This window comes from Pseudomonas sp. LA5 (genome assembly GCF_028640825.1).
GTDB lineage: Bacteria > Pseudomonadota > Gammaproteobacteria > Pseudomonadales > Pseudomonadaceae > Chryseomonas > Chryseomonas aestiva.
Genome location: NZ_JAQYZY010000032.1, coordinates 97,000 through 122,095, shown reverse-complemented (window position 1 = coordinate 122,095; position 25,096 = coordinate 97,000). Strand labels below are relative to the sequence as shown.

General features: G+C 65.8%; 19 protein-coding genes. 7 read left to right on the top strand and 12 right to left on the bottom strand.

What is annotated here, in order from left to right:
- The first annotated feature begins 105 nt into the window (after nucleotides 1-105).
- Both PVZ72_RS09715 and PVZ72_RS09710 read left to right on the top strand, forming a co-directional pair.
- Nucleotides 106-660: an NUDIX hydrolase gene (locus tag PVZ72_RS09715; RefSeq protein WP_133861267.1), complete on the top strand. Its 555-nt coding sequence runs from the start codon at nucleotides 106-108 to the stop codon at nucleotides 658-660.
- Nucleotides 661-889: 229 nt separating this feature from the next.
- Complete coding sequence (locus PVZ72_RS09710; RefSeq protein WP_410003744.1) at nucleotides 890-1,363, top strand: L,D-transpeptidase family protein; 474 nt, start codon at nucleotides 890-892, stop codon at nucleotides 1,361-1,363.
- A 238-nt stretch (nucleotides 1,364-1,601) separates the two neighbouring features.
- On the opposite strand, the gene PVZ72_RS09705 is transcribed toward PVZ72_RS09710, so the two are convergent.
- From PVZ72_RS09705 to PVZ72_RS09690, 4 genes are read right to left on the bottom strand one after another with little or no spacing between them, the layout of a single operon-like run.
- Nucleotides 1,602-2,756, bottom strand: coding sequence for an ABC transporter ATP-binding protein (locus PVZ72_RS09705; RefSeq protein ID WP_273861803.1), 1,155 nt, complete (start codon nucleotides 2,754-2,756; stop codon nucleotides 1,602-1,604).
- Between the two features lie 10 nt (nucleotides 2,757-2,766).
- Nucleotides 2,767-3,426, bottom strand: a complete 660-nt coding sequence (locus tag PVZ72_RS09700) for an ABC transporter permease (protein ID WP_273861802.1) — start codon at nucleotides 3,424-3,426, stop codon at nucleotides 2,767-2,769.
- Nucleotides 3,427-3,429: 3 nt separating this feature from the next.
- Entirely contained in the window at nucleotides 3,430-4,332 is a 903-nt protein-coding gene (locus PVZ72_RS09695; RefSeq protein WP_273861801.1) for a glycine betaine ABC transporter substrate-binding protein, read from the bottom strand.
- 9 nt (nucleotides 4,333-4,341) lie between these two features.
- Entirely contained in the window at nucleotides 4,342-5,052 is a 711-nt protein-coding gene (locus PVZ72_RS09690) for an ABC transporter permease (RefSeq protein WP_133861272.1), read from the bottom strand.
- A 721-nt stretch (nucleotides 5,053-5,773) separates the two neighbouring features.
- Here PVZ72_RS09690 and PVZ72_RS09685 point away from each other — a divergent pair.
- From PVZ72_RS09685 to PVZ72_RS09670, 4 genes are all read left to right on the top strand, one after another.
- Nucleotides 5,774-5,965 (top strand): hypothetical protein, encoded by a 192-nt coding sequence (locus PVZ72_RS09685; RefSeq protein ID WP_158891359.1) that lies wholly within the window; start codon nucleotides 5,774-5,776, stop codon nucleotides 5,963-5,965.
- Between the two features lie 300 nt (nucleotides 5,966-6,265).
- Nucleotides 6,266-7,312 carry a glycoside hydrolase family 5 protein gene (locus tag PVZ72_RS09680; RefSeq protein ID WP_273861800.1) on the top strand — a complete coding sequence of 349 codons (1,047 nt, stop codon included), beginning with the start codon at nucleotides 6,266-6,268 and terminating at the stop codon, nucleotides 7,310-7,312.
- Nucleotides 7,313-7,609: 297 nt separating this feature from the next.
- Nucleotides 7,610-8,785 carry an acyltransferase family protein gene (locus tag PVZ72_RS09675; protein ID WP_273861799.1) on the top strand — a complete coding sequence of 392 codons (1,176 nt, stop codon included), beginning with the start codon at nucleotides 7,610-7,612 and terminating at the stop codon, nucleotides 8,783-8,785.
- 93 nt (nucleotides 8,786-8,878) lie between these two features.
- Entirely contained in the window at nucleotides 8,879-10,462 is a 1,584-nt protein-coding gene (locus PVZ72_RS09670) for a peptide chain release factor 3 (RefSeq protein ID WP_133861275.1), read from the top strand.
- A gap of 102 nt (nucleotides 10,463-10,564) precedes the next feature.
- Here the strand turns inward: PVZ72_RS09670 and rmuC are convergent, their stop codons facing one another.
- From rmuC to recC, 4 genes are all read right to left on the bottom strand, one after another.
- Nucleotides 10,565-12,148 (bottom strand): DNA recombination protein RmuC, encoded by a 1,584-nt coding sequence (rmuC, locus tag PVZ72_RS09665; protein WP_273861798.1) that lies wholly within the window; start codon nucleotides 12,146-12,148, stop codon nucleotides 10,565-10,567.
- Between the two features lie 73 nt (nucleotides 12,149-12,221).
- A complete protein-coding gene (gene recD, locus PVZ72_RS09660) occupies nucleotides 12,222-14,303 on the bottom strand; it encodes an exodeoxyribonuclease V subunit alpha (protein WP_273861797.1) in 2,082 nt (693 codons plus the stop codon).
- Nucleotides 14,296-17,958: an exodeoxyribonuclease V subunit beta gene (recB, locus tag PVZ72_RS09655; protein WP_273861795.1), complete on the bottom strand. Its 3,663-nt coding sequence runs from the start codon at nucleotides 17,956-17,958 to the stop codon at nucleotides 14,296-14,298. The genes recD and recB overlap by 8 nt, the downstream gene beginning before the upstream one ends.
- Nucleotides 17,955-21,386: an exodeoxyribonuclease V subunit gamma gene (recC, locus tag PVZ72_RS09650; protein WP_273861794.1), complete on the bottom strand. Its 3,432-nt coding sequence runs from the start codon at nucleotides 21,384-21,386 to the stop codon at nucleotides 17,955-17,957. Before recC ends, recB begins: the two co-directional genes overlap by 4 nt.
- A 182-nt stretch (nucleotides 21,387-21,568) precedes the next feature.
- On the opposite strand from recC, the gene PVZ72_RS09645 reads away from it, so the two are divergent.
- Nucleotides 21,569-22,066: a hypothetical protein gene (locus PVZ72_RS09645; RefSeq protein ID WP_187980234.1), complete on the top strand. Its 498-nt coding sequence runs from the start codon at nucleotides 21,569-21,571 to the stop codon at nucleotides 22,064-22,066.
- A 12-nt stretch (nucleotides 22,067-22,078) separates the two neighbouring features.
- Here the strand turns inward: PVZ72_RS09645 and yacG are convergent, their stop codons facing one another.
- From yacG to PVZ72_RS09625, 4 genes are read right to left on the bottom strand one after another with little or no spacing between them, the layout of a single operon-like run.
- A complete protein-coding gene (gene yacG / locus PVZ72_RS09640) occupies nucleotides 22,079-22,276 on the bottom strand; it encodes a DNA gyrase inhibitor YacG (protein ID WP_007160931.1) in 198 nt (65 codons plus the stop codon).
- Complete coding sequence (gene coaE, locus PVZ72_RS09635) at nucleotides 22,273-22,884, bottom strand: dephospho-CoA kinase (protein ID WP_158891379.1); 612 nt, start codon at nucleotides 22,882-22,884, stop codon at nucleotides 22,273-22,275. Before coaE ends, yacG begins: the two co-directional genes overlap by 4 nt.
- The gene (locus PVZ72_RS09630) at nucleotides 22,881-23,753 is read right to left on the bottom strand and encodes a prepilin peptidase (RefSeq protein ID WP_273861793.1); all 873 of its coding nucleotides are present in this window, start codon (nucleotides 23,751-23,753) and stop codon (nucleotides 22,881-22,883) included. Before PVZ72_RS09630 ends, coaE begins: the two co-directional genes overlap by 4 nt.
- Nucleotides 23,753-24,970 carry a type II secretion system F family protein gene (locus PVZ72_RS09625; RefSeq protein WP_273861792.1) on the bottom strand — a complete coding sequence of 406 codons (1,218 nt, stop codon included), beginning with the start codon at nucleotides 24,968-24,970 and terminating at the stop codon, nucleotides 23,753-23,755. Before PVZ72_RS09625 ends, PVZ72_RS09630 begins: the two co-directional genes overlap by 1 nt.
- Nucleotides 24,971-25,096: the final 126 nt, after the last annotated feature.

Here is a 25,096-nt window from a genome sequence, read left to right as displayed (position 1 = left end):
CGTATCCCCTGGATCATGGCATGCCCGCCGGGCAATCCCAAGTCCTGCCATCGCTTGCGAGGCCCGGGAGCGTCCCGGCACACTGCAGCAAAACGAGGATGAACCATGAAGCATTGCAATCACTGTGGCGGCCTGCTGGAAGCGCGCATTCCCGCGGGTGACAACCGGATGCGCCTGGTCTGCAGCCAGTGCGGCGCAGTGCATTATCAGAATCCGCGGGTGGTGGCTGGCTGCCTGGCGACCTGGGAGGGCAAGGTGCTGCTCTGCCAGCGCGCGATCGAGCCGCGCCAGGGTTACTGGACGCTGCCGGCGGGCTTCATGGAAAACGGCGAGACCACCACCGAAGCCGCCGCCCGCGAGACCCTCGAGGAAGCCGGCGCGCAGGTGCAGGGCCTGGAGCTCTATACCCTCTTCGATCTGCCGCACATCGATCAGATCTACATGCTGTTCCGCGGCGAGCTGGTCGACGGCCGCTTTGCCGTCGGCGAGGAAAGTCTCGATGTGCGCCTTCTGGACGAAGCCGACATCCCCTGGTCGTCTCTGGCTTTTCCGACCATCAAGCGAACACTAGAATGCTTTTTCGCCGATCGCCGTCGCGGCGAGTATCCGTTGCGTCACGAGGGCATGGCGCCCATGGTGGTCGCACCCAAGCCTGCCTGAGGGCCTGCTCAAAGTCTGCTGCGCGTCGGCCCAACGTCGTTGAAAATGCCTTCGGAATGCTCATTTACTATCTGTAAACTCCGCTTCCTCAGCCATTTTCGCCTTGTTTGTCTCTAGCTCGCGAGACCTTGAACAGGCCCTGAGCTCTTCCGAGGATCTTCCCGACATGCGTCCGTTGCACCTGTTGTTGGCGCTCTGCTATGTGCTGTGCGGTTCGTTGCTTCCCCAGCTGGCTCAGGCCAGCACCAGTGTCACTGTGATCCGCCAGCCGGCCGCGCCGCTGATCGACAAGGTGCTGGTGATCAAGTCGCGCAACCAGCTGCAGCTGCTCAGCGGCGATACCGTGATGAAGTCCTATCGCATCTCGCTGGGCAAGAATCCCCGCGGCCCCAAGCTGCGCGAGGGCGACCAGCGTACGCCGGAAGGCTTCTACTGGATCGACTGGCGCAAGACCAGCGACAAGTTCAACCTGGCCATGCACATCTCCTATCCCAACCGGGAGGATCTGGCCCGCGCGCATCAGGCTGGCGTACCCCCAGGCAGCATGATCATGCTGCACGGTACGCCCATCGACGAGGAATACCCCGAGTGGTACTTCAACTCGCTGAACTGGACCAATGGCTGCGTCGCGCTGACCAACCAGGACATGCGTGAGGTCTGGGGCCTGGTCAAGGACGGCACCCTGATCGAGATCCGCCCCTGAGCGTCTATCCAAAGGCTGCTGCGCGTCGGCCGAACCGCGTTGAAGAGGCCCTGGGTCGCCAGTCCGACCTGGGCAGCCCCGTCGCAATGCTCATCTACCCTTCGTAAACTCGCGCGCGAGCCCGGTCGAGCGCGAGTCCGATCGCTTCCTCAGGTGTCTTCGCGGGGCCACCCAGGCTTTGTTCGGCTCTGGCTCGCGAACCTTTGCACAGACTCTGCGCCGATAGGCGTCCCCTGTCCTACCCCGCCACCTGCTCCGCCGGCGAGACGATGGTGGTCTTGCCACGCGACCGACCGCTGCTGAGATAGTCGGCGATGGATTCCTGGGTGACCTCGCCAAGGAAGTCGTTGTCGGCGCTGAGTACCGGCAGCAAGGAGGTGTTGAACTGGTACATGCGTGACAGCAGGATGCGCAGGTGCTCGTCGAAGGCCGCGGTGGCCTTGAACGGGGTAATGAAGGGCGCCACCGGTCCGCTCTGGCCCCGCAGGTCACGCCGACGCACATAGCCCAGGCCCTTGTTGGCGGCATCCGTCACCACCACATGGCGGCGGTCGTGCTCTTCCATCAACTCCACGGCGTCGCCGATCAGGGTCTCGGCCTGGATCGACGGCGCATTGTCGGCCGCGTCCTCGGCACGGATCAGCAAGAGGCGCTTGAGGGTGCTGTCCTGGCCGACGAAGTTGCTGACGAATTCATCCTTGGGATGGGCCAGCAGGGTGTCCGGATGGTCGAACTGCACCAGGCGGCCGCCACGGAACACGGCGATCTTGTCGCCCAGGCGGATGGCTTCGTCGATGTCATGGCTAACCATGATCACCGTCTTGTTCAGCGCCCGCTGCATCTGGAAGAACTCGTTCTGGATGGCGTCGCGGTTGATCGGGTCCACCGCACCGAAGGGTTCGTCCATCAGCAGCAGCGGCGCCTCGGCCGCCAGGGCGCGAATCACCCCGATGCGCTGCTGCTGGCCGCCGGAGAGTTCGCGCGGATAGCGCGACAGGTACTGCTTGGGTTCGAGCTGTACCATGCTCATCAGCTCGGTGGCGCGCTCGCGGCATCTCTTCTTGTCCCAGCCCAAGAGCTTGGGCACCACCGTGATGTTTTCCTCGATGGTCATGTTGGGAAACAGACCGATCTGCTGGATCACGTAGCCGATGTGTCTCCTGAGGGTCACCTCGTCGATGCCGGTGGTGTCCTCGCCATTGATCAGTACCCGTCCCGAGGTGGGTTCGATCAGGCGGTTGATCATCTTCAGGGTGGTGGTCTTGCCGCAGCCGGAGGGGCCGAGGAAGACGCAGATCTGGCCCTCCTCCACGGTGAGGCTCACGGCGTCCACCGCGGTCACGTCCTTGCCGTGCTGCTTGAAGGTCTTGGTCAGGCGGTCGAGTTCGATCATCTGGGGCTCCTTAAGAGGCGCTGCGCAGGCCGCGCGGGGTGAGGCGGCGTTGCAGCCACTGCAGGACGAGGTCGGCGACGATGGCCAGCAGGCTGACCAGCACGGCGCCGACGATGAGAGTGGCCATGTCGCTGCGACTGATGGCGGTGAGGATGAGCACGCCCAGGCCACCGGCGCCGATGGTGGCGGCGATGGTCATGACGCCGATGTTCATGACCACGGCGGTGCGCACCCCGGCCAGGATCACCGGCAGGGCGATGGGCAGCTCGACCATCCGCAGGCGCTGCCAGAAGGTCATGCCGATGCCGACGCCCGCCTCGCGGATCCCCGGTTCGACGCTGGTCAGCGCCAAATAGGTGTTTCTCAGGATCGGCAGCAGCGAATAGAGGAACACCGCGGTGATCGCCGGCAGCGGACCGAGGCCCTGGCCGAACTTGGAGTAGAACGGCAGCAGGAGACCGAACAGGGCGATCGAAGGCAGCGTCATGACCACCGTGGCCACCGCCTGCAGCGGTCCGGCCAGCGCAGGGTAGCGGGTCATGAGGATGCCCAGGGGCACGCCCACCAGGATCGCCAGGGTCACGGCGACGCCTACCAGGGTGATGTGCTGGCGGGTCAGTTCGAGGACCTGCAACCAGTCGATGTGATTGAAGGAGGTGACGAAATCCATGGGTCACTGCCCTCCGTCTAGGGGATGCTGGGCAAGGAAGTCGCGAGCTACCTGGGCCGGTGTCTGTCGCTCGATGTCCACCTTGGCGTTGAGCTGGCGCATGGTGGCCTGGTCCAGGCTTTCCGCCAGGGGCTTGAGCAACGTGGCGAGATCCGGATGCCTTTCCAGGTAACGGGCGTTCACCACCGGCGCGGCGGTGTAGTCGGGGAAGTAACCCTTGTCGTCTTCCAGCACCTTGAGCTTGAAGGCGTCCAGGCGGCCGTCGGTGGTGTAGACCAGACCGGTGAAGACCTGGCCGTTGCGCAGGGCGGTGTAGACCAGGCCCGGGTCCATCTGGCGGATGTCATCGCGGGTGTAGCTCAGGCCATAGGCCTTGACCAGACCGGCGAGGCCGTCGGAGCGGTTGGCGAACTCGATGTCCAGCGCGGTGAGGTGGCGCTTGCCCGCCTCGGCCTCGAGCAGCCCGGCCAGGTCACTGATGCTGTTGAGTTCGGGATGCTGCCGGGCGACCTTCTCCGGCAGCGCCAGGGCATAGGTGTTGTTGAAGCGGGTGGGCGCCAGCCACGCCAGACCGACCTTGGCGTCCAGCTGCTTGACTCGCTGGTAGGAGGCGTCCTTGTCCAGTCGTTCGGTGACATGGTTGTAGGCCACCAGCGAGGTACCGGTGTATTCCCAGGTGAGGTCGAGCTGGGCGTTCTTCACGCCGTTCCAAGCGATGGTGCTGCCCAGGCCGCCGACGATCTCCGGCTGGTAGCCGTGCCTGGACAGATACTGCCCGGTGAGTTCGGCGAGGATGGCCTGCTCGGTGAAGACCTTGGCACCGATGCGGATCGGATCGGCCTGGGCACCACTGGCCAGTGTCAATCCGAACCAGGCGGCGCCCAGGGCGATAAGCAACTTCTTCATCTCGTCTCCTTAGCGGGCCAGGCCGCGTTCCAGCCAGAGGCGACTGGCAAGCAGCACCAGGCCATCCAGCAGCAGCGCCAGCAGTGCGGTAGCGGCGGCGCCCAGCAGCAGCTGTGACTGGTTCTCCAGGGCGATGGCAGGAAAGATCAGGCTGCCCAGGCTGTTGGCGCCGATGAGAAATACCAGCGGCGTGGTGCCGACATTGATCGCCAGGGCAACCCGAACCCCGCCGATGATGATGGGCACGGCATTCGGTAGCTCCACCTTGGTCAGCACCTGGGCAGGCGTCATGCCGATGCCGGTGGCCGCTTCCTTGAGCGAGGCGGGCACGTTCTTCAGCCCCTCGTAGGTGTTGCGCACGATGGGCAGCAGCGAGGCGAGGAACAGCGCCAGGATCGCCGGTCCGTCGCCAATGCCGACGATGCCCAGGGCAATGGCCAGCACCGCCAGCGGGGGGACGGTATTGCCGATGTTGAACACCTGCATGAAGCGCTCGGCGCTGCGGGCGAATCGCGGTCGACTGAGCAGGACCCCGGCGGGGAGTCCCACCAGCAGCGCCAATACCATGGAAACGACCACCAGGTAGAGATGGGCCTGGAGATAGAACAGCAGATCCGCGCGATAGGTAGCGAGGGTATCCCTACCGATCCAGTGCACCAGCAGCGCCAGAATCACCACTCCCACGGCCGTGCCGAGCAGGAGGGTCTTGAACTTCGCCATGTCAGGCTCCTTCAACGGGCGGACAGGCCGCATGCCTTCCGAGTGCGGACCTCGCGACAGGAGCGAGGCGCAGGACGGCTGTCCGGGTTCAGGGTCGAGACACAGCAGGGCATGGCGGGTATGCCGGCTGGACCAACGGGGCACTGCGGATCTCGGATCTGCCTAGCCCTTGGGTGTCGCTCCCTGGGGAACGACATGGCGCCTTGCCTCGACCGAAGAGATTGACGCCCATCGCAGTCGATAGTTCGTCAGCTCCTTTTCAGGCTAACCCAATAGACTCGCTCAATGCCAATCCGATCGCGAAAACTGCATGACTTGACAGAGTGAAAGGCCCGGGCGAGAGGCTTTCATATCGCATCAAAAGGGAGAGGCGCGGGCTAGAGCCGCTGACAAATATGTGACGATAAATTTAATACACTTACTGTTAGCTGCTTTGCAGCACCAGCGCGAACCCGGTCGCAGATAGCGTCGCGAGCAGCCTCGGTTTCGTGGAGCGCCACACAGCCTGGCTGACGTACGGTCATCACTGAAACATCTTTTTGTGCGCCAGTGCGATGACGAGGTTTTGGCACCTCTTTATCATGCCGACGAGTGGCTGACGCTTTGAGGGAACATTCAGCCATACCAAGGTCAATAGGTGGCCCAGTGATAGCACCAAGCGCCATTCCTGGTACCGCCATAAAAACAGACTATTCATCGAGCTAACTTCAAAGGGAACGTTATGAATGACATGACGGCTTGTGCATCGTTGGACTCTGCTGTTCTATCCTCTGCCCCGGTAATGCTGCTGCAACCCAAGGTGGAAAATTGGGTCGTGGTCTATGCTCATGGCGGCCTGATCGCCGACTTCGATGACGAGGCTTCGGCCCGCCGCGAAGCAGAGCAGTGGGCTGGAATCTGCCTGCGTCGCTAAACACCGCTTTCGAATGATCTGCCTGCGCCATCAACCGATGGAAAGTAGTCACAGGCAGCTCATTACCCGCTCCAGCGGCTTTCATCCCGCCCCTCGCCAGACACCCCAACGTCCAGCCTTGCGCTGCCCGCCAGCCCTACCCAGCTCGCATTTCCACTGATTTCGCCTGGCATTAACGTTGTCTGGCGCACCTTCTGAGCGTTGCACTGCAACTTCCCGGCGTCTCTTCAGGCCTGATGGCGAGTCGAGCCCCTGCGCCCGATCACCCAACGTCTTCCGTCACTGTCCGGGACCTTGCCGATGACGCTACGCCTGAAATCCGCTATCACCACCCTGTTCGCCCTGCTCAGCCTGGCAGCCACACCGGTCACCCAGGCCACTCCGCGGGATTTTCCCACCGATCTGATCGGCCTGAATTTCTCCGGCGCCGGCTTCGCCCCTCACGTACTGCCGGGCAAACCGGGCACCAACTATTTCTTTCCCGACGCCGGTCATTACCGGCGCTGGGCGGCCAAGGGTATCCGGGTGATCCGCTTCCCGGTCATCTGGGAGCGCCTGCAGCCGCGTCTGGGGCAACCCCTGGACCCCGCCTACGCCAAGCTGATCGACCAGACCCTGGACAATGCCAAGCGCTATCGCATGAGCGTGATCCTGGATCTGCACAACTACATGAGATACCGCGGCCAGATCATCGGCAGCGCGGCGGTGCCCTATCCGGCCTATGCCGATGTCCTGCAGCGAATCGCCCAGCGCTGGCACGAGCACCCTGCCCTGGCCGCCTACGACATCATGAACGAGCCCCACGATGCGGTTGAGCAGTGGCCGGTGGCGGCGCAGCATGGCATCGACGCCGTGCGTGACGTCGATCGGGCGCGACCGATCCTGATCGAAGGCAACGGCTGGTCCAGCAGCTATCTCTGGCCGCGCTACAACGCCAAGCTGCTCGGCCTCAAGGATCCGGCCGACAACCTGATCTATTCGGCGCACGTCTATTTCGACAACGACGGTGGCGGCAAATACCTCAAAAAGGACATGACCGATTTCGACCCGGATGTCGGCATCCGCCGGGTCGAGCCCTTCATCACCTGGCTCAAGCAGCACGGCAAGCGCGGTCACATCGGCGAGTTCGGCATACCGGACAACGATCCGCGCTGGCTGGCAGCCATGGACAGGTTGCTGGCACGGCTGCGGCAGGAATGCATCCCGGCCATGTACTGGGCAGCCGGCCCCAACTGGGGCGACTACCCACTGGCAATCGAGCCGGTCAAGGGCAAACCCCGGCCGCAGTGGAGCGTGCTGCAGAAGTACGTGAAGCCCGCCGACTGCCAGGCACTGGGCCCGCGCTGACCGCAGCGCCGCCAGGCGAACCAGGCGGCGCCTTCTTGCAGTTATGCGACAACATGTCCGGAAATCGGTGACTGCAATCACAAAACGCCTGGCCACGGACGGTCGGGCAAGAACTTGCTGGCGTTTAGCGATCAAAATGTAACAGCAAGTAATAGTGCGACTATTAAGACGCTTGCGACGCACAAGAGAAAGGATGCCATGTCAGCTATCGTATTTCCGCACTACCCCTGTGCTCTTTCTCCCTAACGGCAGCGCTGCATCCGTTCGCCTTTCTTGCCGCACCCTCAGGGATTTCCCATGGAAAGATTTGTCGCTTTGGATAGCTTTCGCGGCCTGCTCGCCGTCGCCGTCGTCCTGTTCCATACCTATGTCGCTCAGGCCGCCTCGGAAAATCCGCTGATCGCCAACGCCTACCTGTTCGTTGAATTCTTCTTCGTGCTCAGCGGCTTCGTGCTCATGCACACCTACGAAAACCGGCTGCGGACCCTGGACGACTATCGCGATTTCGCCATCAGTCGCTCGGCGCGGATCCTGCCGCTGCACCTGGCCATGCTCGGGCTCTATGTACTGCTGGAATGCGGTCGCCTGCTGGCGGAAAAACTGGGGGTCGGCTTCAACGATCCGGCTTTCAGCGGCGCTACCGCACCCGAGCAATTCCTGCCCAATCTGCTGCTGCTGCAATCCTGGCTGGGCCAGGCCATCACCGGTTCGTTCAACTACCCGTCCTGGAGCATCAGCATCGAGTTCTACCTCTATCTGATCTTCGGTCTGCTGGTGCTCAAGGGCCAGGGTCATCAGCGCCAGTGGTTCCTGGCGATCGCCCTGCTGGCCTTCGTGCAGCTGCTGTTTCCCTTCCTGCCGCTGAAGACCGAGATCTTCCGCGGCCTGTCGTGCTTTTTCGCCGGCGCCTGCACCTATCGCCTCTACGTCTGGATCAAGCAGCACAACCAGGGGCAATTCGGTGGCACCCTGCTGGAGCTGGCCTGCCTGATCGCCGGTGCCGCGGTGATGACCTCCGATCTGCCGGTGCCCAAGAAGGGCGTGCTGGCGACCCTGGTGTTCTGCGTCACCGTCCTCACCTTCGCCTTCGAACGCGGTCTGGTCTCCAGCGTGCTGCACCAGGGGCTCTTCGTACGCCTGGGCGTGCTGTCCTATTCGATCTACCTGTGCCACGCCGCGGTGATCTTTGTGGTCAAGAGCGCCTTCATCGTGCTGGGCAAACTGCTGCACCAGGACCTCACGGTGGTGGCGCCTTCCCACGACGCGCCGCTGCCCTTCATGATCCGCTACATCGCCACCGGCAGCGTCGTGCTGGACAACCTGGTGGTGCTGGTGGAACTGGCGGTGGTCTTCGCCTTCGCCTGCCTGACCCACAGATACATCGAGATCCCGGGCATGGCGCTGGGCAAGCGGCTGGTTCGCCGCAAACGCACCCCGCCCTGCTGCGACGGCAACATCCAGCCGCAGCGCTGAGCAGCGCCCTGGCAGCCCCACCGACCTCAAGCCGGTGGGGCTGCCCTCTGCTATACTCCGCCCCCTCTTTTTTCTTCCCGCCCAGGTTCATCCATGACCACCCAGGCCGCCGAAGTCGCCAAGCGCCGTACCTTCGCCATCATTTCCCACCCCGATGCGGGCAAGACCACCATCACCGAAAAGCTGCTGCTGATGGGCCAGGCCATCGCCGTCGCGGGCACGGTGAAGTCGCGCAAATCCGACCGCCATGCGACTTCCGACTGGATGGAGATGGAAAAGCAGCGCGGCATTTCCATCACCACCTCGGTGATGCAGTTCCCCTACCGCGAGCACATGATCAACCTGCTCGACACCCCCGGCCACGAAGACTTCTCCGAAGACACCTACCGCACCCTGACCGCGGTGGATTCGGCGCTGATGGTGCTCGACGGTGGCAAGGGCGTCGAACCCCGCACCATCGCCCTGATGGACGTCTGCCGCCTGCGCGACACCCCCATCGTCAGCTTCATCAACAAGCTCGACCGCGACATCCGCGATCCCATCGAACTGCTCGACGAGATCGAGGCGGTGCTCAAGATCAAGGCCGCGCCCATCACCTGGCCGATCGGCAGCTATCGCGACTTCAAGGGCGTCTATCACCTCTCGGATGACCGCATCTACGTCTACACCCCCGGCCATGGTCACGAGCGCATCGCCACCAAGACCATCGACAAGCTGGACTCCGACGAGGCCCGCGCCCACCTGGGCGATCTCTATGAGCGCTTCGTCGAAGAGCTGGAGCTGGTGCAGGGCGCCTGCCACGAATTCGATGGCGAGGCCTTCCTGCGCGGCGAGATGACCCCGGTGTTCTTTGGTACCGCCCTGGGCAACTTCGGCGTCGACCAGGTGCTCGACGCCGTGGTCGACTGGGCGCCGCGCCCGCTGTCGCGCGCCGCCCACGAGCGGGTGGTGGAACCGGTGGAAGAGAAGTTCTCCGGCTTCGTGTTCAAGATCCAGGCGAACATGGATCCCAAGCACCGCGACCGCATCGCCTTCATGCGCATCTGCTCGGGCAGGTACGAGAAGGGCATGAAACTGCGCCACGTGCGGATCAAGAAGGACCTCAAGATCGCCGATGCCCTGACCTTCTTCTCCAGCGAGCGCGAGCACCTGGAAGAGGCCTTCGCCGGCGACATCATCGGCCTGCACAACCACGGCACCATCCAGATCGGCGACACCTTCACCGAAGGCGAGCTGCTGGGCTTCACCGGTATCCCGCACTTCGCCCCGGAACTGTTCCGTCGCGTGCGCCTGAAGGATCCGCTGAAATCCAAGCAGCTGCGCCAGGGCCTGCAGGAACTGGCCGAGGAAGGCGCCACCCAGGTGTTCTTCCCCGAGCGCAACAACGACATCGTGCTCGGCGCCGTGGGCGTGCTGCAGTTCGACGTGGTCGCCAGTCGCCTGAAGGAAGAATACAAGGTGGAGTGCGCCTACGAGGCCATCAACGTCTGGTCGGCGCGCTGGATCGAGTGCGACGACAAGAAGAAGCTCGAGGACTTCAAGAACAAGGCCTTCGAGAACCTGGCGGTGGATGGCGGTGGTCACCTCACCTACCTGGCGCCGACCCGGGTCAACCTGGCGCTGATGGAAGAGCGCTGGCCGGAGATCAAATTCCGCGCCACCCGCGAGCACCACTGAGCCCTACTGCCTGACCGGTGCACCTGGCGCCGGTCAGGCGTACCGTCCTCCTCCCTGCATCGTCCAGGCGGATCGCCGGCTCTCCTGCCGGGTCTTCCCGCATCAGTCCCGGTCGGAAGACTCGGCCGCGGCTTCCAGCTCCACCATCATCAGTTCCAGCTCTGCCCGCTCGGTCCACTGGCCGTCCAGCTCGGTGCGTACCGCCACGCCCAGTTCCTTGAAGTCGGCCACCTGCTTGACCAGGTTGCCCGGGCCGCCCACCAGTTGGCCGCAGGCCTTGCGATAGGCTTCGCCGGCCTTGTCCAGACTCTTGCCGATGCCGTCCATGCTGCCGAGAAAGGTGCGCAGCTTGTCGTAGACCTTGCCCGCGCGCTCGGCCAGTTCGGCGGTATGGCGATTCTGGTCTTCGAAGCGCCAGAGCTGGCGGACGATGTTGAGGCTGGTCAGCAGGGTGGTCGGCGTCGCCACCAGCACGTTCTGCTCGATGGCGCGCTGGAACAGGCTTTCGTCGGCCTTGAGCGCCTCGACGAAGGCCGATTCGATGGGGATGAACAGGAAGACCATCTCCGGCGAATTCAGCCCCGGCAGACTGAAGTATTCGCGATCGGCCAGCTCGCGGATGCGCTCGCCCACGGCGCGTACGTGCTCGCCCAGGGCCAGGCGGCGCTCGCCTTCGTCCTCGCTGTTGACGTAGCGGGTATAGGCGTTGAGCGACACCTTGGCGTCCACCACCAGGTGCTTCTTCTGCGGCAGATGGATCAGCACGTCCGGCCGGCGACGCCCGGTCTCGGTGGTGAAGCTGCGTTCGCGGACGAAATCGCGGCCCTCGCGCAGGCCGGAGCGCTCCAGTACGTTTTCCAGGATCAGCTCACCCCAGTTGCCCTGGGCCTTCTTCTGGCCACGCAGGGCGGTGGCCAGGTCGTGGGCCTCCTGGGTGATCTGGCGGTTGAGCTCCTTGAGATCGAGCAATTGCTGGCCGAGCGCCGCCTGCTGCTGGACATCCTTGTGGTGGATGTCCTCGACCTTGGCGCGAAAGCCTTCGATCTGCTCGCGGAACGGCCGCAACAGGGCATCCAGGGATTGCTGGCTGTGCTGGGCGAAGGCCTGGCCCTTGGCGTCGAAGATGCGTCCGGCCAGTTGTTCGAATTCCAGCTTGAGTTGCTCGCGACTCTCGCGCAGTAGTAGCTGCTGCGCCTGGAAGTGCTCTTCCTTCTGCTCCAGGGTGGTCCTGAGCGTGGCGTGCTCTTCGGCCAGGCGCGCATGACGCTCCTGCACCTCGGCGTGCAGCTGCTGCTCGCGGTGCTGGCGCTCGCGCAGTTCGGCGAGCTGCTCCTGGCTGCCCTGCAGCTGAGCCCGGGTGGCCTCGGCCAGGGCGTGCTGTTCGGCGGCCTGCAACTGGGCCTGGCGGGTCTGCTGGCGCAACTCGGCCTCCAGCTCGCGAGTGGCCTCCAGCTGGCGCTGCAGGGTGGCGGTGCGTTCACGCTCGGCGCCCAGCTCCACCACCTGGCGACCATTGGCCAGCTCGGCCCGTTGCAGGTCGTCGCGCAGCATGTCGTAGCGCTCGGCGGCGCTATCGAGTTGCTGTTGCAGATAGCGTTGGCGCCCGGTCAGCCAGACGGCCGAACCCGCCCAGCCAGCCAGCAGCAACAGGGGAAGCACAAGGGAAACGAAAGGCAGGGAAGTCATGGCGCTCTCATCGCGGACGGCTCCCCTCACCTTAGGCAGGCGCACGGGGAGCGTCCAGCATTTATCTGTACATTTACACAGTGTTTCGCAAATCCAGATCCAGCCCGCTGACGCGGCGGACCCGTCGGGCCACGGCCTCGGCGAAGATGCCGCCGCGGGCCTCGATCAGGGTGAAATCATCGCGCGCCCGGGTGATGCCGGTATAGACCAGCTCCTTGGTCAGCACCGGACTGAGTTGCTCGGGCAGTAGGAGCGCCGTATGGGCGAATTCCGAGCCCTGGGATTTGTGCACGGTCATGGCGAACACCGTCTCCACCGCCGCCAGCCGACTGGGCAGGACGAATCTCAGGCCACCGCTGCCATCGCCGCGGGGAAAGGCGACCCGCAGGACCTTGCGCCCCGGCTGGTTGGCGTCCGGCAGGCAGAGGGTGATGCCGATGTCGCCGTTCATCAGCCCCAGGCTGTAGTCGTTGCGCGTCACCAGCACCGGGCGGCCCTCGTACCAGCCATGCTCGCCCGCGAGCAGACCGGCCGCCAGCAGGGCGCTGGCGATGCGCAGGTTGAGGCCTTCCACGCCCCAAGGCCCCTTGCGCACGGCGCAGAGCAGCTGGAAGTCGTCGAAGGCGGCCAGCACCTGGCCGGCCCAGCGCGTCCAGGCCGGGTCCTCCAGCACGGTGTCGAGCTGGGGCCGGGTCTCCTGCAGGACCTGCAGATAATGACGATAGCCGCGGGCGCGCCCGCGCCCTTCCAGCACCAGGCGTTCCAGGGCACGATCCTCCGGGCCCTTGAGCAGCACGCGATGAAGATCGGCGTAGCCGCCGTCGACCAGCACCTGCTGCGCAGCCGGGCCGTCCTGGGCATTGACCCGACGGGCCAACTGGCCGATGCCGCTGCCGGCACCGAAGCGCCGCGAGCGTCTGAGCATCACCACCTGCTGCGCCAGGGCGTCACCCTGGTCGTCGCCGACCGTCAGCGGCGTCTGGGCCAGCGACTGGCCACTCACGGCTTCCAGCCAGGCGCGGGTAGCCGGACTGTAGCGTCCGGCCTCGGCATCCCGACAGAGATCGCCCAGCACTGCGCCCGCCTCCACCGAGGCCAGCTGATCCTTGTCACCCAGCAGGACCAGGCGTGCCCTGGGCGGCAAGGCCGCCAGCAGGCTGGCCATCATTTCCAGGTCGATCATCGAGGCTTCGTCCACCACCAGCACGTCCAGCGGCAAGGGCTGCCCGCGGTGATGGCGGAAGTGGCGGGTGTTGGGCCGACTACCCAGCAGCCGGTGTACCGTGGTCACCCCGGTGGGGATGTGCCGACGCAACTCGTCGTCCACCGGCAGGCGACTGACCTGGCCGCCGATGGATTCGGTGAGGCGCGCAGCCGCCTTGCCGGTCGGTGCGGCCAGGCGGATACGCAGGGGGCGACCGGCCGCCACCGCGGGCGCCTGGAGCAGCGCCAGCAGTCGCACCACGGTGGTGGTCTTGCCGGTGCCGGGGCCGCCGGTAATGATGCTGAAGGCGCCCCGTACCGCCAGGGCGCAGGCCAGTTTCTGCCAGTCGGGTTCGCCACCCGCCTCGGGATCCGGCGGAAACAGCCGGTCGAGGCGCTCCGCTAGATCCGCCGGCAGCGGCTCGGGAGTGGCCAGGCGCTGACGCAGGCTGGCGGCCACCGCCCGTTCGTAACTCCAGTAGCGCCGCAGGTAGAGGCGCTCGCCGCCCAGCACCAGCGGTCGTTCCGGACAGCTGCCGTCGCCATCGACCAGGACGCTGGCCCGCAGCGCCCGCTGCCAGGCGTCGAGGGTCTGGCCATGCAGCAACTGCGACGGCAAGAGTGAAGCGCGCGCCTCGTCGCCCTCGGGCGGCAGCGACAGGGCGGCGTCGGGATTGCGCAGGGTGGCGGCGAGGTCCAGGCAGACATGGCCATGGCCGAGTTGATGGCTGGCCAGGGCGGCGGCCAGCAGCACCGCCGAGTCGCCCTGGGGTTCGAGTTCGCCGAGAAAGCTGGTGAAGGCCCGGTCCACCTGGCGCAGCCAGCCGCGCTGCACCCATAGCTCCAGCAGGCGAAAGAGGTCGTCACGCTGTTCGAGCGGGGCGAGGGGCCGCTCCTGGGCCAGGGATGCCAGGCGCAGCAGCCGTTCGGTGGCGGGGCTGAAATCAGACATGGGCATTCTCCGCACCACTGAATAGCAGGTCCAGGGTCTCGATCAGGGCCTGGGCGGGTCGCTCGACGAAGACGCCGTGGCCGGCCGGATCGCAGCCGCGCAGGAAGAGGTAGACGGCGCCGCCGAAGTGGCGCTCGTAGCTATAGTCGGGTAGCCGCGCCTTGAGCAGCCGGTGCACGGCCAGGCTGTAGAGCACGTACTGCAGGTCATAGCGCTTGGCCAGGACAGCGGCCTCCATGGCCGCGCGCGTGTAGGCCCCGGCCTCGGCGCCCAGCCAGTTGGACTTGTAGTCCACCACGAAATAGCGGCCCTCGTGCTCGAAGACCAGGTCGATGAAGCCCTTGAACAGGCCGTTGAGCTGGCCCGGTTCCAGCATCGGCCGCGCCTGGCCGCCATGGGTACCACGACTCACCAGATCATCCAGCCGCTCCAGATCGACGCCATGGGTGGCGAACCAGAATTCCATCTCCACCTGGTAGCGCGCCAGTTCGCCCAGGCGCTGGCTACCTTCCGGCAACGGCAGCGGCAATTCCAGCAACTGGCGCAGCCAACCCTGCAGGATGGGAATCCAGTGATTCCAGCCACGCCGCTGGCAACGTCGGGCGATCAGGTCGTCCAGCCGCTCGGGCGCAGCCTGGATGGCGGTGAAGCCTTCCTCGCCGACCCACTCCAGCAGGCTGTGCAGAAAGGTGCCAGGACCGGGTCCGCGGGGAAAGCGGTGCAGGTCTTCGCCGGCCGCCGGCTGACGCGCCTCGTCCGGAGCGAGGCGATCATCGTCGAACAGCTTCTGGGCCGCCGGGGTATCCAGGTCCAGCTCCAGATTGAACGGCCCCTCCTCCCGCGCCTCGCCCAGGCGGGTGCCGATGCGCAGGGCGCTGTAGGAGGCGATCCACCAGTCCTCGCGGGCCGCCCGCCGGGCTGTCAGCGCCTTGAGGGTCACCGGGGCTTCACGGGCCTCGGGCAGGCGGGCCGGATCGGCGGCGGGCAACGGCAGAATCAGGGTGTCGGATTGCGCACCGACCAGGGTGGTCAGGGCCGCGTCCAGGGCCGCCGAACTCGCCAGGGGCTCGCCACCGGTGGCCAGGTAGCCCAGGGCACTGCGGGCGAAGCCGGATTCCTTGCTGCGCCCGCGCTTGAGATCGACCACCCCGACCCAGCAGGCATGGCGGGCCCGGGTCAGGGCGACATACAGCAGGCGCAGGTCTTCGGCCAGACGCTCGTCGTCGGCGCGGGCCAGTTCCTCGGCGGAGGGCTTGAAGGTCCGGCGCACCTGCCCCTGGTCATCGTGATAGCGCAGCGGCAGCGTGGCGCCTTCCTCGGCGCGATAGGCGCAGGCGAAGGGCAGGAACACCAGTGGGTATTCCAGGCCCTTGGACTTGTGCACCGTCACCACCTTGACCAGCTCGGCGTCGCTCTCCAGGCGCAGGATCTGCTCGTCGGCGGCCCCCTGGGCGGCCAGCTGCTCGGCCAGGTGGCGAATCAGCGCCTGTTCGCCGTCGAGCTCGCCAGCGGCGCGCTGCAGCAGTTCGGCAAGGTGCAGCAGATTGGTCAGCACCCGCTCGCCATCGGCGCGGGCCATCAGCCGCTGCGGTAGCCGGAAGTCCTGCAGCAGGCGCCGCAGCATGGGCAGCACCCCCTGGCCGCGCCAGAGCTGGCGATAGCCACGGAATTGCAGGACCCGCGACTCCCAGGCCTGCTCGTCGTGGTTGAGGGCATCCAGTTCGGCCAGCGGCAGGTCGAGGGTCAGGCTGCCCAGGGCGGCGCGCAGCCGGCGATCCACATCGGGCTCGGCGCAGGCCTTGAGCCAGTCCAGCAGGCAGCGGGCCTCCTGGGCGGTGAATACCGAGTCCTTGTCCGACAGGTAGACGCTGCGCACCCCGCGCCGCACCAGCGCCTGGCGCACCGCCTGGGCTTCGCTGCCGGCGCGCACCAGGATGGCGATATCGGCGGGCCGCAGCGGCACTAGTTCGCCGTCTTCACGGCGAAAGCCGGCCCTGCCCTCGGCGGCCAGGCTGAGCAACCGCACGATCTCGCTGGCGGTGCTCTCGGCCAGGGTGGCGCGATAGGCGGTGCCGGCCAGGGGCTCGTCGCCCGCCAGTTGCCAGAAGGTCAGGGCCGCACCCGGCACGCCGTCGATTTCCAGGGCTTCGCGCCGGCCCTGGGCGCGAACCGGCTCGAAGGGCACCGGATTGTCCTCGCCTTGGCGGAACAGGAAGGCAGCGCGCGGTGCCGTCATCTCGCCGTGTTGGAATACCTGGTTGACCGCCGCGACCATGGCGGCGGTGGAGCGGAAGTTGGTATCCAGCGAGTGCAGGTGGCCGGCATTGGCGCGACGTGCCTGCAGATAGGTATGGATATCGGCGCCGCGAAAGGCATAGATGGCCTGCTTGGGATCGCCGATCAGGAACAGTCCGGTGCCCTCCCCTGCGCCGTAGACGGTGCTGAAGATGCGGTACTGCACCGGATCGGTGTCCTGGAATTCGTCGATCAGCGCCACCGGGAACTGCTCGCGGATCAGCGCCGCCAGCCGCGCGCCGGCGCCATCGGCCTGCAGCGCCCGATCCAGGCGGGTAAGGATGTCGTCGAAACCCAGCTCGGCGCGGCGCAACTTCTCGCGCTCGAATTTCTGCTGCACCCAGGCCGCCGCGTGCTCCAGCAGCGGCACCTCGGGGCTGCGCAGCTCGGCCAGTTGCCCGGGCAGACGCGCCATGGCCGCCAGGGCCGGATGATCCGGCGGACTGGCCTTGGTCCAGGCCTCGGCGAAGCCCTCCTCGGTCAGTCGGGTGAAGCCGGTGCCGATATCCAGGTCCTCGCTGGCGGGGTTGTTCGCCCAGGCGACCAGCTTGTCGCACCAGGGTCCGAAGAATCTCTTCTGCAACTTGCGGCCGTCGACCACCTTGGCATCGCAGCCTGCCTGGCAGAGTTCGCGCAACTCTTCGGCCCACTTGCTCCAGGGCGCCTTGAGCCGCGCCAACCGCTCTCGGCGTTCGGCCAGGGCGGTAGCCAGCAAGGCGGCGGGTTCGCCCCGGGGGGCGCCCAGGGCCTCGCTCAACAGGGGGCGCAGGCGCGCGGCCAGGGCACGGGGTTCGCCCCAGTGCTCGATCACCCAGTCCAGCGCTTCCCCTTCGAGGGGATAACAGAAGCGCCGCCAGTAGTCGCGCACCACCTGGGCGAGCAGCTCGCTCTGGTCCTGCTCCAGGTTCTGCACGAAGAGACTGCCGCTGTCGAAGGCGTGCTCACGAAGCATGCGCTGGCACCAGCTGTGGATGGTGGAGACGGCCGCCTCGTCCATCCACTGGGCGGCGATGTCCAGGCGCCGGGCGCAATCGGCCCAGGCCTCGACGGCAAAGTCCTCGCGCAATTCGGCGAGCAGCGGATCGGGCGCGGCGATCTCGTCACGGAAGAAGCGTGCCGCCTCGGCCAGGCGATGGCGAATGCGATCGCGCAACTCCTGGGTGGCGGCCTCGGTAAAGGTCACCACCAGGATCTGCGGCGGCAGCAATTCACGCCCGAAAGCCGTCTCGGGTGTACCGTGCCCCAGCACCAGACGCACATAGAGTGCGGAGATGGTGAAGGTCTTGCCGGTGCCGGCACTGGCTTCGATGAGCTGATTGCCCTGTAGCGGAAAGCGCAGGGCGAGCGGACGCTGACTCATGCCTGTCCCTCCCCGCCCACCACCTGCCAGCCGGCGGTGTGCACCGGCGCATAGAGGGTCTGGCACCAGCCATCGAATTCCTCGTCGGCCAGCAAGGCGGCGAAGTCCGGATACTGCCGACGCAGTGCCGGGTGGGTCGCGGCCTCGCCCTGATAGGCCTGCTCGGCGGCGGCCAGGGCCTTGTCCGGGTCATTGGCCAGCCAGGCGAAGGCGGTGCGCGGCGCGACGGGCAGTGGACGACGCTGGCCCAGCGCCCAGGCATCGAGCAACTCGTTCAGCTGACGCCGGGCCAGCTCGGCGTCCAGCGGCGCCAGTAGCAGCGTCAGATCGGTCGCCACCACCGCGGTGGTCAGCTGTAGGCCACCGGCCGCGGCGACCAGATGTTGCACCCAGGGTCGCAGCAGCCGATGCCATTTGCGAATGCGGGTATTGCCCAGGCCATTGGCCTGGGCGGTCAGGGCCAGCAGCCCCTCAGGGCCACGACGCAGCCGTTCGAAGTTGGCCACCAACTGCAGCTCTTTATGTGCGAGATCCAGGGTCACGGCCTCTTCCAGGGGTTCGGGCCAGCGCAGCGCCAGGGCCTCGACCTGGGCGACCACGGCGGGCAGCGGCTCGCGCAAGGCCCGCCCGGCCCGTTCGCCAAAGCCAGCCAGCGGCAAACGACCGCTGCCGCGCAGGCGCTCGGCGGCGGCCATCAGCGCCTGATCCGCCTCGGCCGGCGTGGCCAGCGCCGCCGCCAGCAGGTCTTCGCCCAACTGGTAGCGGGTCAGGGCATCCAGACCGAAGGGCTCTTCGTCTTCCGCCGGCGCATCGGGCGCCGCGAAGTGCACCTTGAGGCGATTGGCGAAGAACAGATCCACCGGTCCGCGCAGAAAGCGCGCCAGGTCATCGAGGCCCAGGGGTTCTTCGGGTACCAGCGGCGGCAACAGGGCATCCTCGTCGCGCGTGGTGCGGTCATGCACGCCCAGCCATTCGGCGGCGAAGCTGAAATAGCCGCGCTCGCCACGGAAATAGCGGGCGCTGAAGGGTTGCAGCGGATGCGTCTGGGTGAGGGCCGGGAGCAGACGCTCCGGCTCTTCTTCATGACCCTCCAGCCGCCAACCGGCCTGGAGATGGTCACGCAACTGGGCGACCAGCACCGACGGCGGGCGCTCGCTGTTGTCGCGGATGCTGCGCCCCACCCAGCTGACATAGAACTGATCGCGCGCCGAGAGCAGCGCCTCCAGCAGCAGATAGCGGTCGTCCTCCCGTCGCGAGCGGTCACCGGGACGATAGTCCTGAGCCATGAGATCGAAATCCAGCGGCGACTGGATGCGCGGATAGGCGCCATCGTGCATGCCCAGCAGGCAGACCACACGGAAGGGAATGGCGCGCATGGGCATCAGGGTGCAGAAATTGACCGCCCCGGCGAGAAAACGCTGGGCCAGCCCCCCGGAATCCAGTCCGGTTAGCCAGGCCTCGCGGACCACGGTGAGCGGCAGCTCTTCATCCAGGGCGACGTCCTCGCACAATTCCAGCCAGCGCTCACGGAGATTTTCCAGCTGCTCCAGCAGGTATTCGTCGTGCTCGTCCTGGGCGCTGAAGAACAGCGCCAGCAGCGCCTGCAGGCGGGCGCCCCACTCCGTTGGCCGGGCTGGCTGGGCCAGTGCCGCCTGGGCCGCGTCCAGGGCATCGAGCAGATCCACCAGCGGCCCGACCAGGGCCGCGTCCAGGCCACCCACCTCGTCGAAGGGCTCGATATCGCCCAGGGCGGCGCCGCTGCCCACGGCGTAGCCCAACAGCATGCGCCTCAGCCCGAAGCGCCAGGTGTTCTGCGTCAGCCCCTCGGGCAGATCGAGACGACTGCGCTGCTCGGCATCCAGCCCCCAGCGCACGCCGGCGCCTTCCAGCCAGAGGTGCAGGGTCGGCAGATCGCCTTCGCGCAGTCCGAAGCGGGCGCGCAGCGCCGGCACATCCAGCAGATCGAGGATCTCGCTCAGGGCGAAGCGGCTGTCGGGCAGCTGCAGCAGATGCTCCAGGGCGATCAACAAGGGTTGGAAACCGCGCTGGTGCTGGTCGGCCAGGCTGAAGGGAATGAAGCGCGGATCCTGGCGTTCGAGCTGGCCGAACACCGCGCGGATGTGCGGCGCATAGGCATCGATATCCGGCACCATGACGATGACGTCGCGCGGCCTGAGGCTGCCATCGCTGCTGAAGCGCGCCAGCAACTGGTCATGCAGAATCTCCACTTCGCGCTGCGGACTGTGGGCCATATGGAAGCGCATGGACCTGTCGCGCGCCGGATCCACTGCCGGCCAAAGCTCACGGGTCTCGCTCAGCGGACGCAATTCGAGGATATCGTCCTGCAACTGGCCGAGCAGGTGCTGGGGTTCGGTGTCGGCGAAGAGGTCGATGCGCCCGCCGTTGAGGTCCTCGAACAGGCGCCGATAGCCATCGGGTTCGTCGAATTCGTCCAGCAGGTGGATGTAGTCGCGGCCCTGCTTGCCCCAGCTCGCCAGCAGCGGCTGGCCGTGCTGGTGCAGCGCCTCGGCATCCAGCGTCTGCGGCATGCCCGGCTTGCGCTGCTGGCGTCGGTAGTTCTGCCGCAATAGGTCCTGGTCGGCGACGATGTCGGACCAGTGATGGCGACAGGGATTGTGCACGCAGAGCAGCACCTGGCTGAAGCGCGCCAGAGCGGCCAGGGCCTCGAGGGTCTGCGCCGGAATCGCCGACAAGCCAAAGATCACCACCCGCCGCGGCAGACCGGCCGGCGGCTCGCTCGCCGCCTGCATCACCTCCAGAAAGCGCCGGTGCACCCCGGCGCGACTACGGGCCAGGCCACCGTCGCCCACGTCGGCCAGCAGCGCCCGCCACAGCTGCGCCTGCCAGCGACAACTCTCCGGCAGCGGGCGCCGGCCGTCACGCAGGCTGGCCAGCAGATCGCGACCCGCCGCCCAGTCGTTGAGCCAGTCGGCGCGATAGACCTGGTAGCCGTCATAGAGATCGGCCAGCCGCTCGGCCAGCTGGTATCTCTTGCGCAGATCACCGTCATCGTCGAGAAAGCGCCGCAGCGCGGCGAAGTCCGGTTGCAGGAGCAGCGTCGGCAAGAGCCGCATCAGGCGCCAGGTCAGGGGCGCGCGGTCCAGCGGCGAGGACGGCGGTACCTGGTCACGACCTAGTACCTGGCGATAGGTCCGCCAGAGAAAGGCCGCCGGCAACTGCACCTCGAGGGCTGCGGCCACTCCGCAGCCGCCTTCGTCGTCCCCGCGCGGATCTTCGGCCAGCGCCAGCTTGAGCCACTGGGCGATGCCATTGCTCTGCACCAGCACCTGTTCGTTTTCCAACGGTGCCAGGGGATAGCGCCGCATCCAGCCGACCGCCAGGCCGCGCAGCTCTTCGAGCCGATTGCCGTGTACCACCATGAATCCGGGAGTGAGCGCCTCGGACATCCTACGCCTCGCTGTTCGCTGTCTGCGGCCAGGGTAAGGATCACCCGCGCCAGATACCAGTCCGCAATGTGCTTACTGACGCATGACACAGCGCACAGCCGCCCGCGTCTCCCCGCCTGCGACGGGGTTCCAGCCGGTAGACTCACAATCTATCGGCCGTCGGCCATCGACAGGATGTTTTCATGCGTTTCCTCGTTGCCCTCCCCCTGCTTCTGGGCGCTGCCCTCGCCCATGCCGATAACGGCGAGCCCGTCGACTGCGCCAGCCTGCAGGCCCAATTGCCGCTACCGGTGCTCCAGCAGACCTCGGGCCTGCCGCTGGCCTATGCCCGGCAGATTGCCGGCGGCTGCGCCTTCACGGACCGCGACACCGGCCAGCCGGCCAACTACCTGCTGGGCCTGTCGGCGGGCTACGAGAATGGCGGTCGGGCGCTGCCCAAGCTGCGGCGGCAGGTGCAATCCTTGAGCGAACAACTGGAGTGCAAGGCCATCGACGGCCTCGGCGAAGGCGCCAGCGCCTGCAGCAAGCCGCTGCTGGGCACCCAGGTGTTCTTCATCAAGCGCGACCGCATCCACACGATCACGGCGTCCAGTCCGCTGGAATACGAAAAACCCGAGCTGGCCGCCAAGCTGCGCCAGGCGGCCCAGGCGACCGCCCAGGCCTGGGCGCAACGGCTATAGGGAAGGCGCGTCCTAGTGGCCGCGCCGATTGAGGTCTTCCGAATAGAGATCGTCTTCCAGCTCATTGCCCGGGATGGCGTGTTCTTCCGCCGCCCAGGCACCCAGATCGATCAGTTTGCAGCGGTCGGAACAGAAGGGCCGGTTGGCGCTCTTCTCGCTCCATTCCACGGGTGCGCCACAGGTGGGACAATCCACGGTAAGAGTGCTCATGCTTGGCCTCCGTCAAGGGTCAGATAAAAGGAATGCAGGCGCTCCACCTCGGTGTGGAGCTGGGCGAGATCGCCGTCGTTGCAAATGACGTCATCCGCCTTGGCCAGGCGCTCGGCACGCGGCAGCTGTGCCGCCAGGATGGCCCGCACCTGAGTCTCGTCCACCCCGTCGCGACGCATGGCCCGCTCAAGCTGCAGCGCTTCCGGCGCGTCTATCACCAGCCCCCGCCGGACCAGCGCCCGCTGCCCGGATTCGAACAGCAGCGGCGACACCAGGATGGCATAGGGCGACGCTGCGCGGGCCAGGGCCGCCAGGATTTCCTGGCGAATGAGAGGATGCAGCAGGGCTTCCAGCCAACGCCGCTCAGCCGGATCGGCAAAGATCGCCGCCCGCAGCGCCGCCCGATCCAGGCTGCCATCCGGCCGCAAGACAGCCGACGAAAAATGCCCGGCGATCTCTGCCAGCGCCGGCCGTCCCGGCTCCACCACCCAGCGGGCGGCCTGATCGGCGTCGACACAGGTGATGCCCAACTGGGCGAAATGCTCGGCAGCAGCGCTCTTGCCACTGCCGATGCCCCCGGTCAGGCCGAGGGTCCAGGCAGAAGTCATCGGAATCCGGCGAAGTTCAGGTACAGGCCGGTTATTTGATCACCCCAGAGCAAGGCAATCCACCCCGCCACGGCCAGATAGGGACCAAAGGGCAGCGGCGTACTGGTTTCCGCCCGCCGCAGCCGCAGGGTGATGACACCCAGGATGGCGCCCACCAGCGAAGACAATAGGATGGTCAGAGGTAGGATCTGCCAGCCACCCCAGGCACCGAGTAGCGCCAGCAACTTGAAGTCGCCATAGCCCATGCCTTCCTTGCCGGTCACCAGGCGAAACAGCTGGAACACCAGCCAAAGACTTAGATACCCCGCCACCGCGCCCCAGACGGCGTCATCAAGGCTGGCGAACAACCCGAACTGATTGGCGATCAGCCCCAGCCATAGCAGCGGCAGGACGATGACGTCTGGCAACAGCTGGTGATCGGCGTCGATCAGACTGGCCGCCAACAGGCCCCAGGTCAGTAACAGAAAGGCCCCGCCCTGCCAGGTCACGCCCAGATGCCAGATGACCCAGGCCGACAGCAGCCCGCAGGCCAGCTCCACCAATGGATAACGCAGGCTGATAGAGGCCTGACAGCCCTTGCAACGACCGCGTAGGAGTAGATAACTCACCACCGGCACGTTTTCCCAAGGCCGCACGGCACGCTGGCAATGGGGGCAACGGGAACCAGGCCGCGCCAAATTGAAAGCGGTCCCCACGGGCTCGGCCGGCAGCTCCAGCACCTCACGCGCCTCCGTCTGCCAATCCCGCTTCAGCATCACCGGCAGCCGATAGACCACCACATTGAGAAAGCTGCCTACCAGCAACCCCAGGATCAGCGCGCACAGCGCCGCGGCCAGCGGCGCGCCAGCCAGTAATTCCAGCGCCGCCATCAGACCACCGCGCCGAGCTGGAAGATGGGCAGATACATGGCGATGATCAAACCACCCACCAGGACCCCCAGGACCGCCATGATCATGGGTTCCATGAGGGTGGTAAGGTTGTCGACCATATTGTCGACCTCGTCCTCATAGAAGGTCGCGACCTTGGACAGCATCTCGTCCAGCGAACCCGACTCCTCACCAATGGCCGTCATCTGGATGGCCATAGATGAGAACACTCCGGTCGTACGCATGGAAAAATTCAGCTGCATACCGGTGGAAACATCACCCTTGATCTTCTCCACGGCGTTGCGGAACACCACGTTGCCGGTCGCACCGGCGACCGAGTCCAGAGCGTCTACCAACGGCACACCGGCCGCAAAGGTGGTGGCGAGAGTACGGGCATAACGGGCAATGGCCGACTTGTAGAGAATGGAGCCAATCAATGGGATCTTCAGCAGTCCACGATCGGTAGCGTCACGGAATTTTTCCGATTTCTTGTAGAAGTGGCGAAGGACAAAAGCCAGCACAAAGATCCCGCCCAGTACCAGCAACCACCACTCCTGCAAGACCTCAGAAATCGCGATGACCATAAGGGTAAAGGCCGGCAACTGGGCACCAAAGCCTTCGAATACCGACTGGAACTGAGGCACTACCTTGATCAGCAAAATGGCCGAGACGATGACCGCGACCACGACCACCGCCGCCGGATAGGTCATGGCCTTCTTGATCTTCTTCTTCAGCGCCTCGGTCTTTTCCTTGTAGGTGGCCACTCGATCCAGCAGGGTCTCCAGGGCACCGGATTGCTCACCCGCGTCCACCAGGTTGCAATAGAGGTCGTCGAAATACTGCGGCTGTTTACGGAGAGAATTGGCCAGGCTATTACCCGCGGCGACATCCTGCTTGATGTCGTCGACCATCTTGCGCATGTTGGGATTGTCGAAGCCCTCGCCGATGATGTCGAAGGCCTGGAGCAGAGGTACGCCCGCACTCATCATGGTTGCCAGCTGCCGGGTAAACAGGGCGATATCCATGGGCTTGATCTTCTTGCCCTTGCCGAACAGCGACATCGACTTCTTGCGCACCCGGGTCGGATTGATGCCCTGCTTACGCAGCTGCGCCTTGATCAGCGCAGGATTCAGGCCCGTCATCTCGCCCTTCACCTTGGTCCCTTTGCGGTCGGTCCCTTCCCAGGTGAAGCTGCCCATCTTGATAGCTTTATCGGCCATGGCCTCGACTCACAAAGACTCGGTCCGCCGTGGCGGACGCGTCAAAAGAATGCTCTATGCAGAGCCGGTTGCGGCTTTAAAGGCAAGCATCGCGCCAAACGTCGACGGCTTTAGCGCTCTGCGGCA

Excerpts from the sequence above, each read along its gene's own strand:
- PVZ72_RS09715 (WP_133861267.1), top strand. The coding sequence starts at position 106 with ATGAAGCATTGCAATCACTGTGGCGGCCTGCTGGAAGCGCGCATTCCC.
- PVZ72_RS09705 (WP_273861803.1), bottom strand. The coding sequence starts at position 2,756 with ATGATCGAACTCGACCGCCTGACCAAGACCTTCAAGCAGCACGGCAAG.
- PVZ72_RS09700 (WP_273861802.1), bottom strand. The coding sequence starts at position 3,426 with ATGGATTTCGTCACCTCCTTCAATCACATCGACTGGTTGCAGGTCCTC.
- PVZ72_RS09695 (WP_273861801.1), bottom strand. The coding sequence starts at position 4,332 with ATGAAGAAGTTGCTTATCGCCCTGGGCGCCGCCTGGTTCGGATTGACA.
- PVZ72_RS09690 (WP_133861272.1), bottom strand. The coding sequence starts at position 5,052 with ATGGCGAAGTTCAAGACCCTCCTGCTCGGCACGGCCGTGGGAGTGGTG.
- PVZ72_RS09685 (WP_158891359.1), top strand. The coding sequence starts at position 5,774 with ATGAATGACATGACGGCTTGTGCATCGTTGGACTCTGCTGTTCTATCC.
- PVZ72_RS09680 (WP_273861800.1), top strand. The coding sequence starts at position 6,266 with ATGACGCTACGCCTGAAATCCGCTATCACCACCCTGTTCGCCCTGCTC.
- PVZ72_RS09675 (WP_273861799.1), top strand. The coding sequence starts at position 7,610 with ATGGAAAGATTTGTCGCTTTGGATAGCTTTCGCGGCCTGCTCGCCGTC.
- PVZ72_RS09670 (WP_133861275.1), top strand. The coding sequence starts at position 8,879 with ATGACCACCCAGGCCGCCGAAGTCGCCAAGCGCCGTACCTTCGCCATC.
- rmuC (WP_273861798.1), bottom strand. The coding sequence starts at position 12,148 with ATGACTTCCCTGCCTTTCGTTTCCCTTGTGCTTCCCCTGTTGCTGCTG.
- recD (WP_273861797.1), bottom strand. The coding sequence starts at position 14,303 with ATGTCTGATTTCAGCCCCGCCACCGAACGGCTGCTGCGCCTGGCATCC.
- recB (WP_273861795.1), bottom strand. The coding sequence starts at position 17,958 with ATGAGTCAGCGTCCGCTCGCCCTGCGCTTTCCGCTACAGGGCAATCAG.
- recC (WP_273861794.1), bottom strand. The coding sequence starts at position 21,386 with ATGTCCGAGGCGCTCACTCCCGGATTCATGGTGGTACACGGCAATCGG.
- PVZ72_RS09645 (WP_187980234.1), top strand. The coding sequence starts at position 21,569 with ATGCGTTTCCTCGTTGCCCTCCCCCTGCTTCTGGGCGCTGCCCTCGCC.
- yacG (WP_007160931.1), bottom strand. The coding sequence starts at position 22,276 with ATGAGCACTCTTACCGTGGATTGTCCCACCTGTGGCGCACCCGTGGAA.
- coaE (WP_158891379.1), bottom strand. The coding sequence starts at position 22,884 with ATGACTTCTGCCTGGACCCTCGGCCTGACCGGGGGCATCGGCAGTGGC.
- PVZ72_RS09630 (WP_273861793.1), bottom strand. The coding sequence starts at position 23,753 with ATGGCGGCGCTGGAATTACTGGCTGGCGCGCCGCTGGCCGCGGCGCTG.
- PVZ72_RS09625 (WP_273861792.1), bottom strand. The coding sequence starts at position 24,970 with ATGGCCGATAAAGCTATCAAGATGGGCAGCTTCACCTGGGAAGGGACC.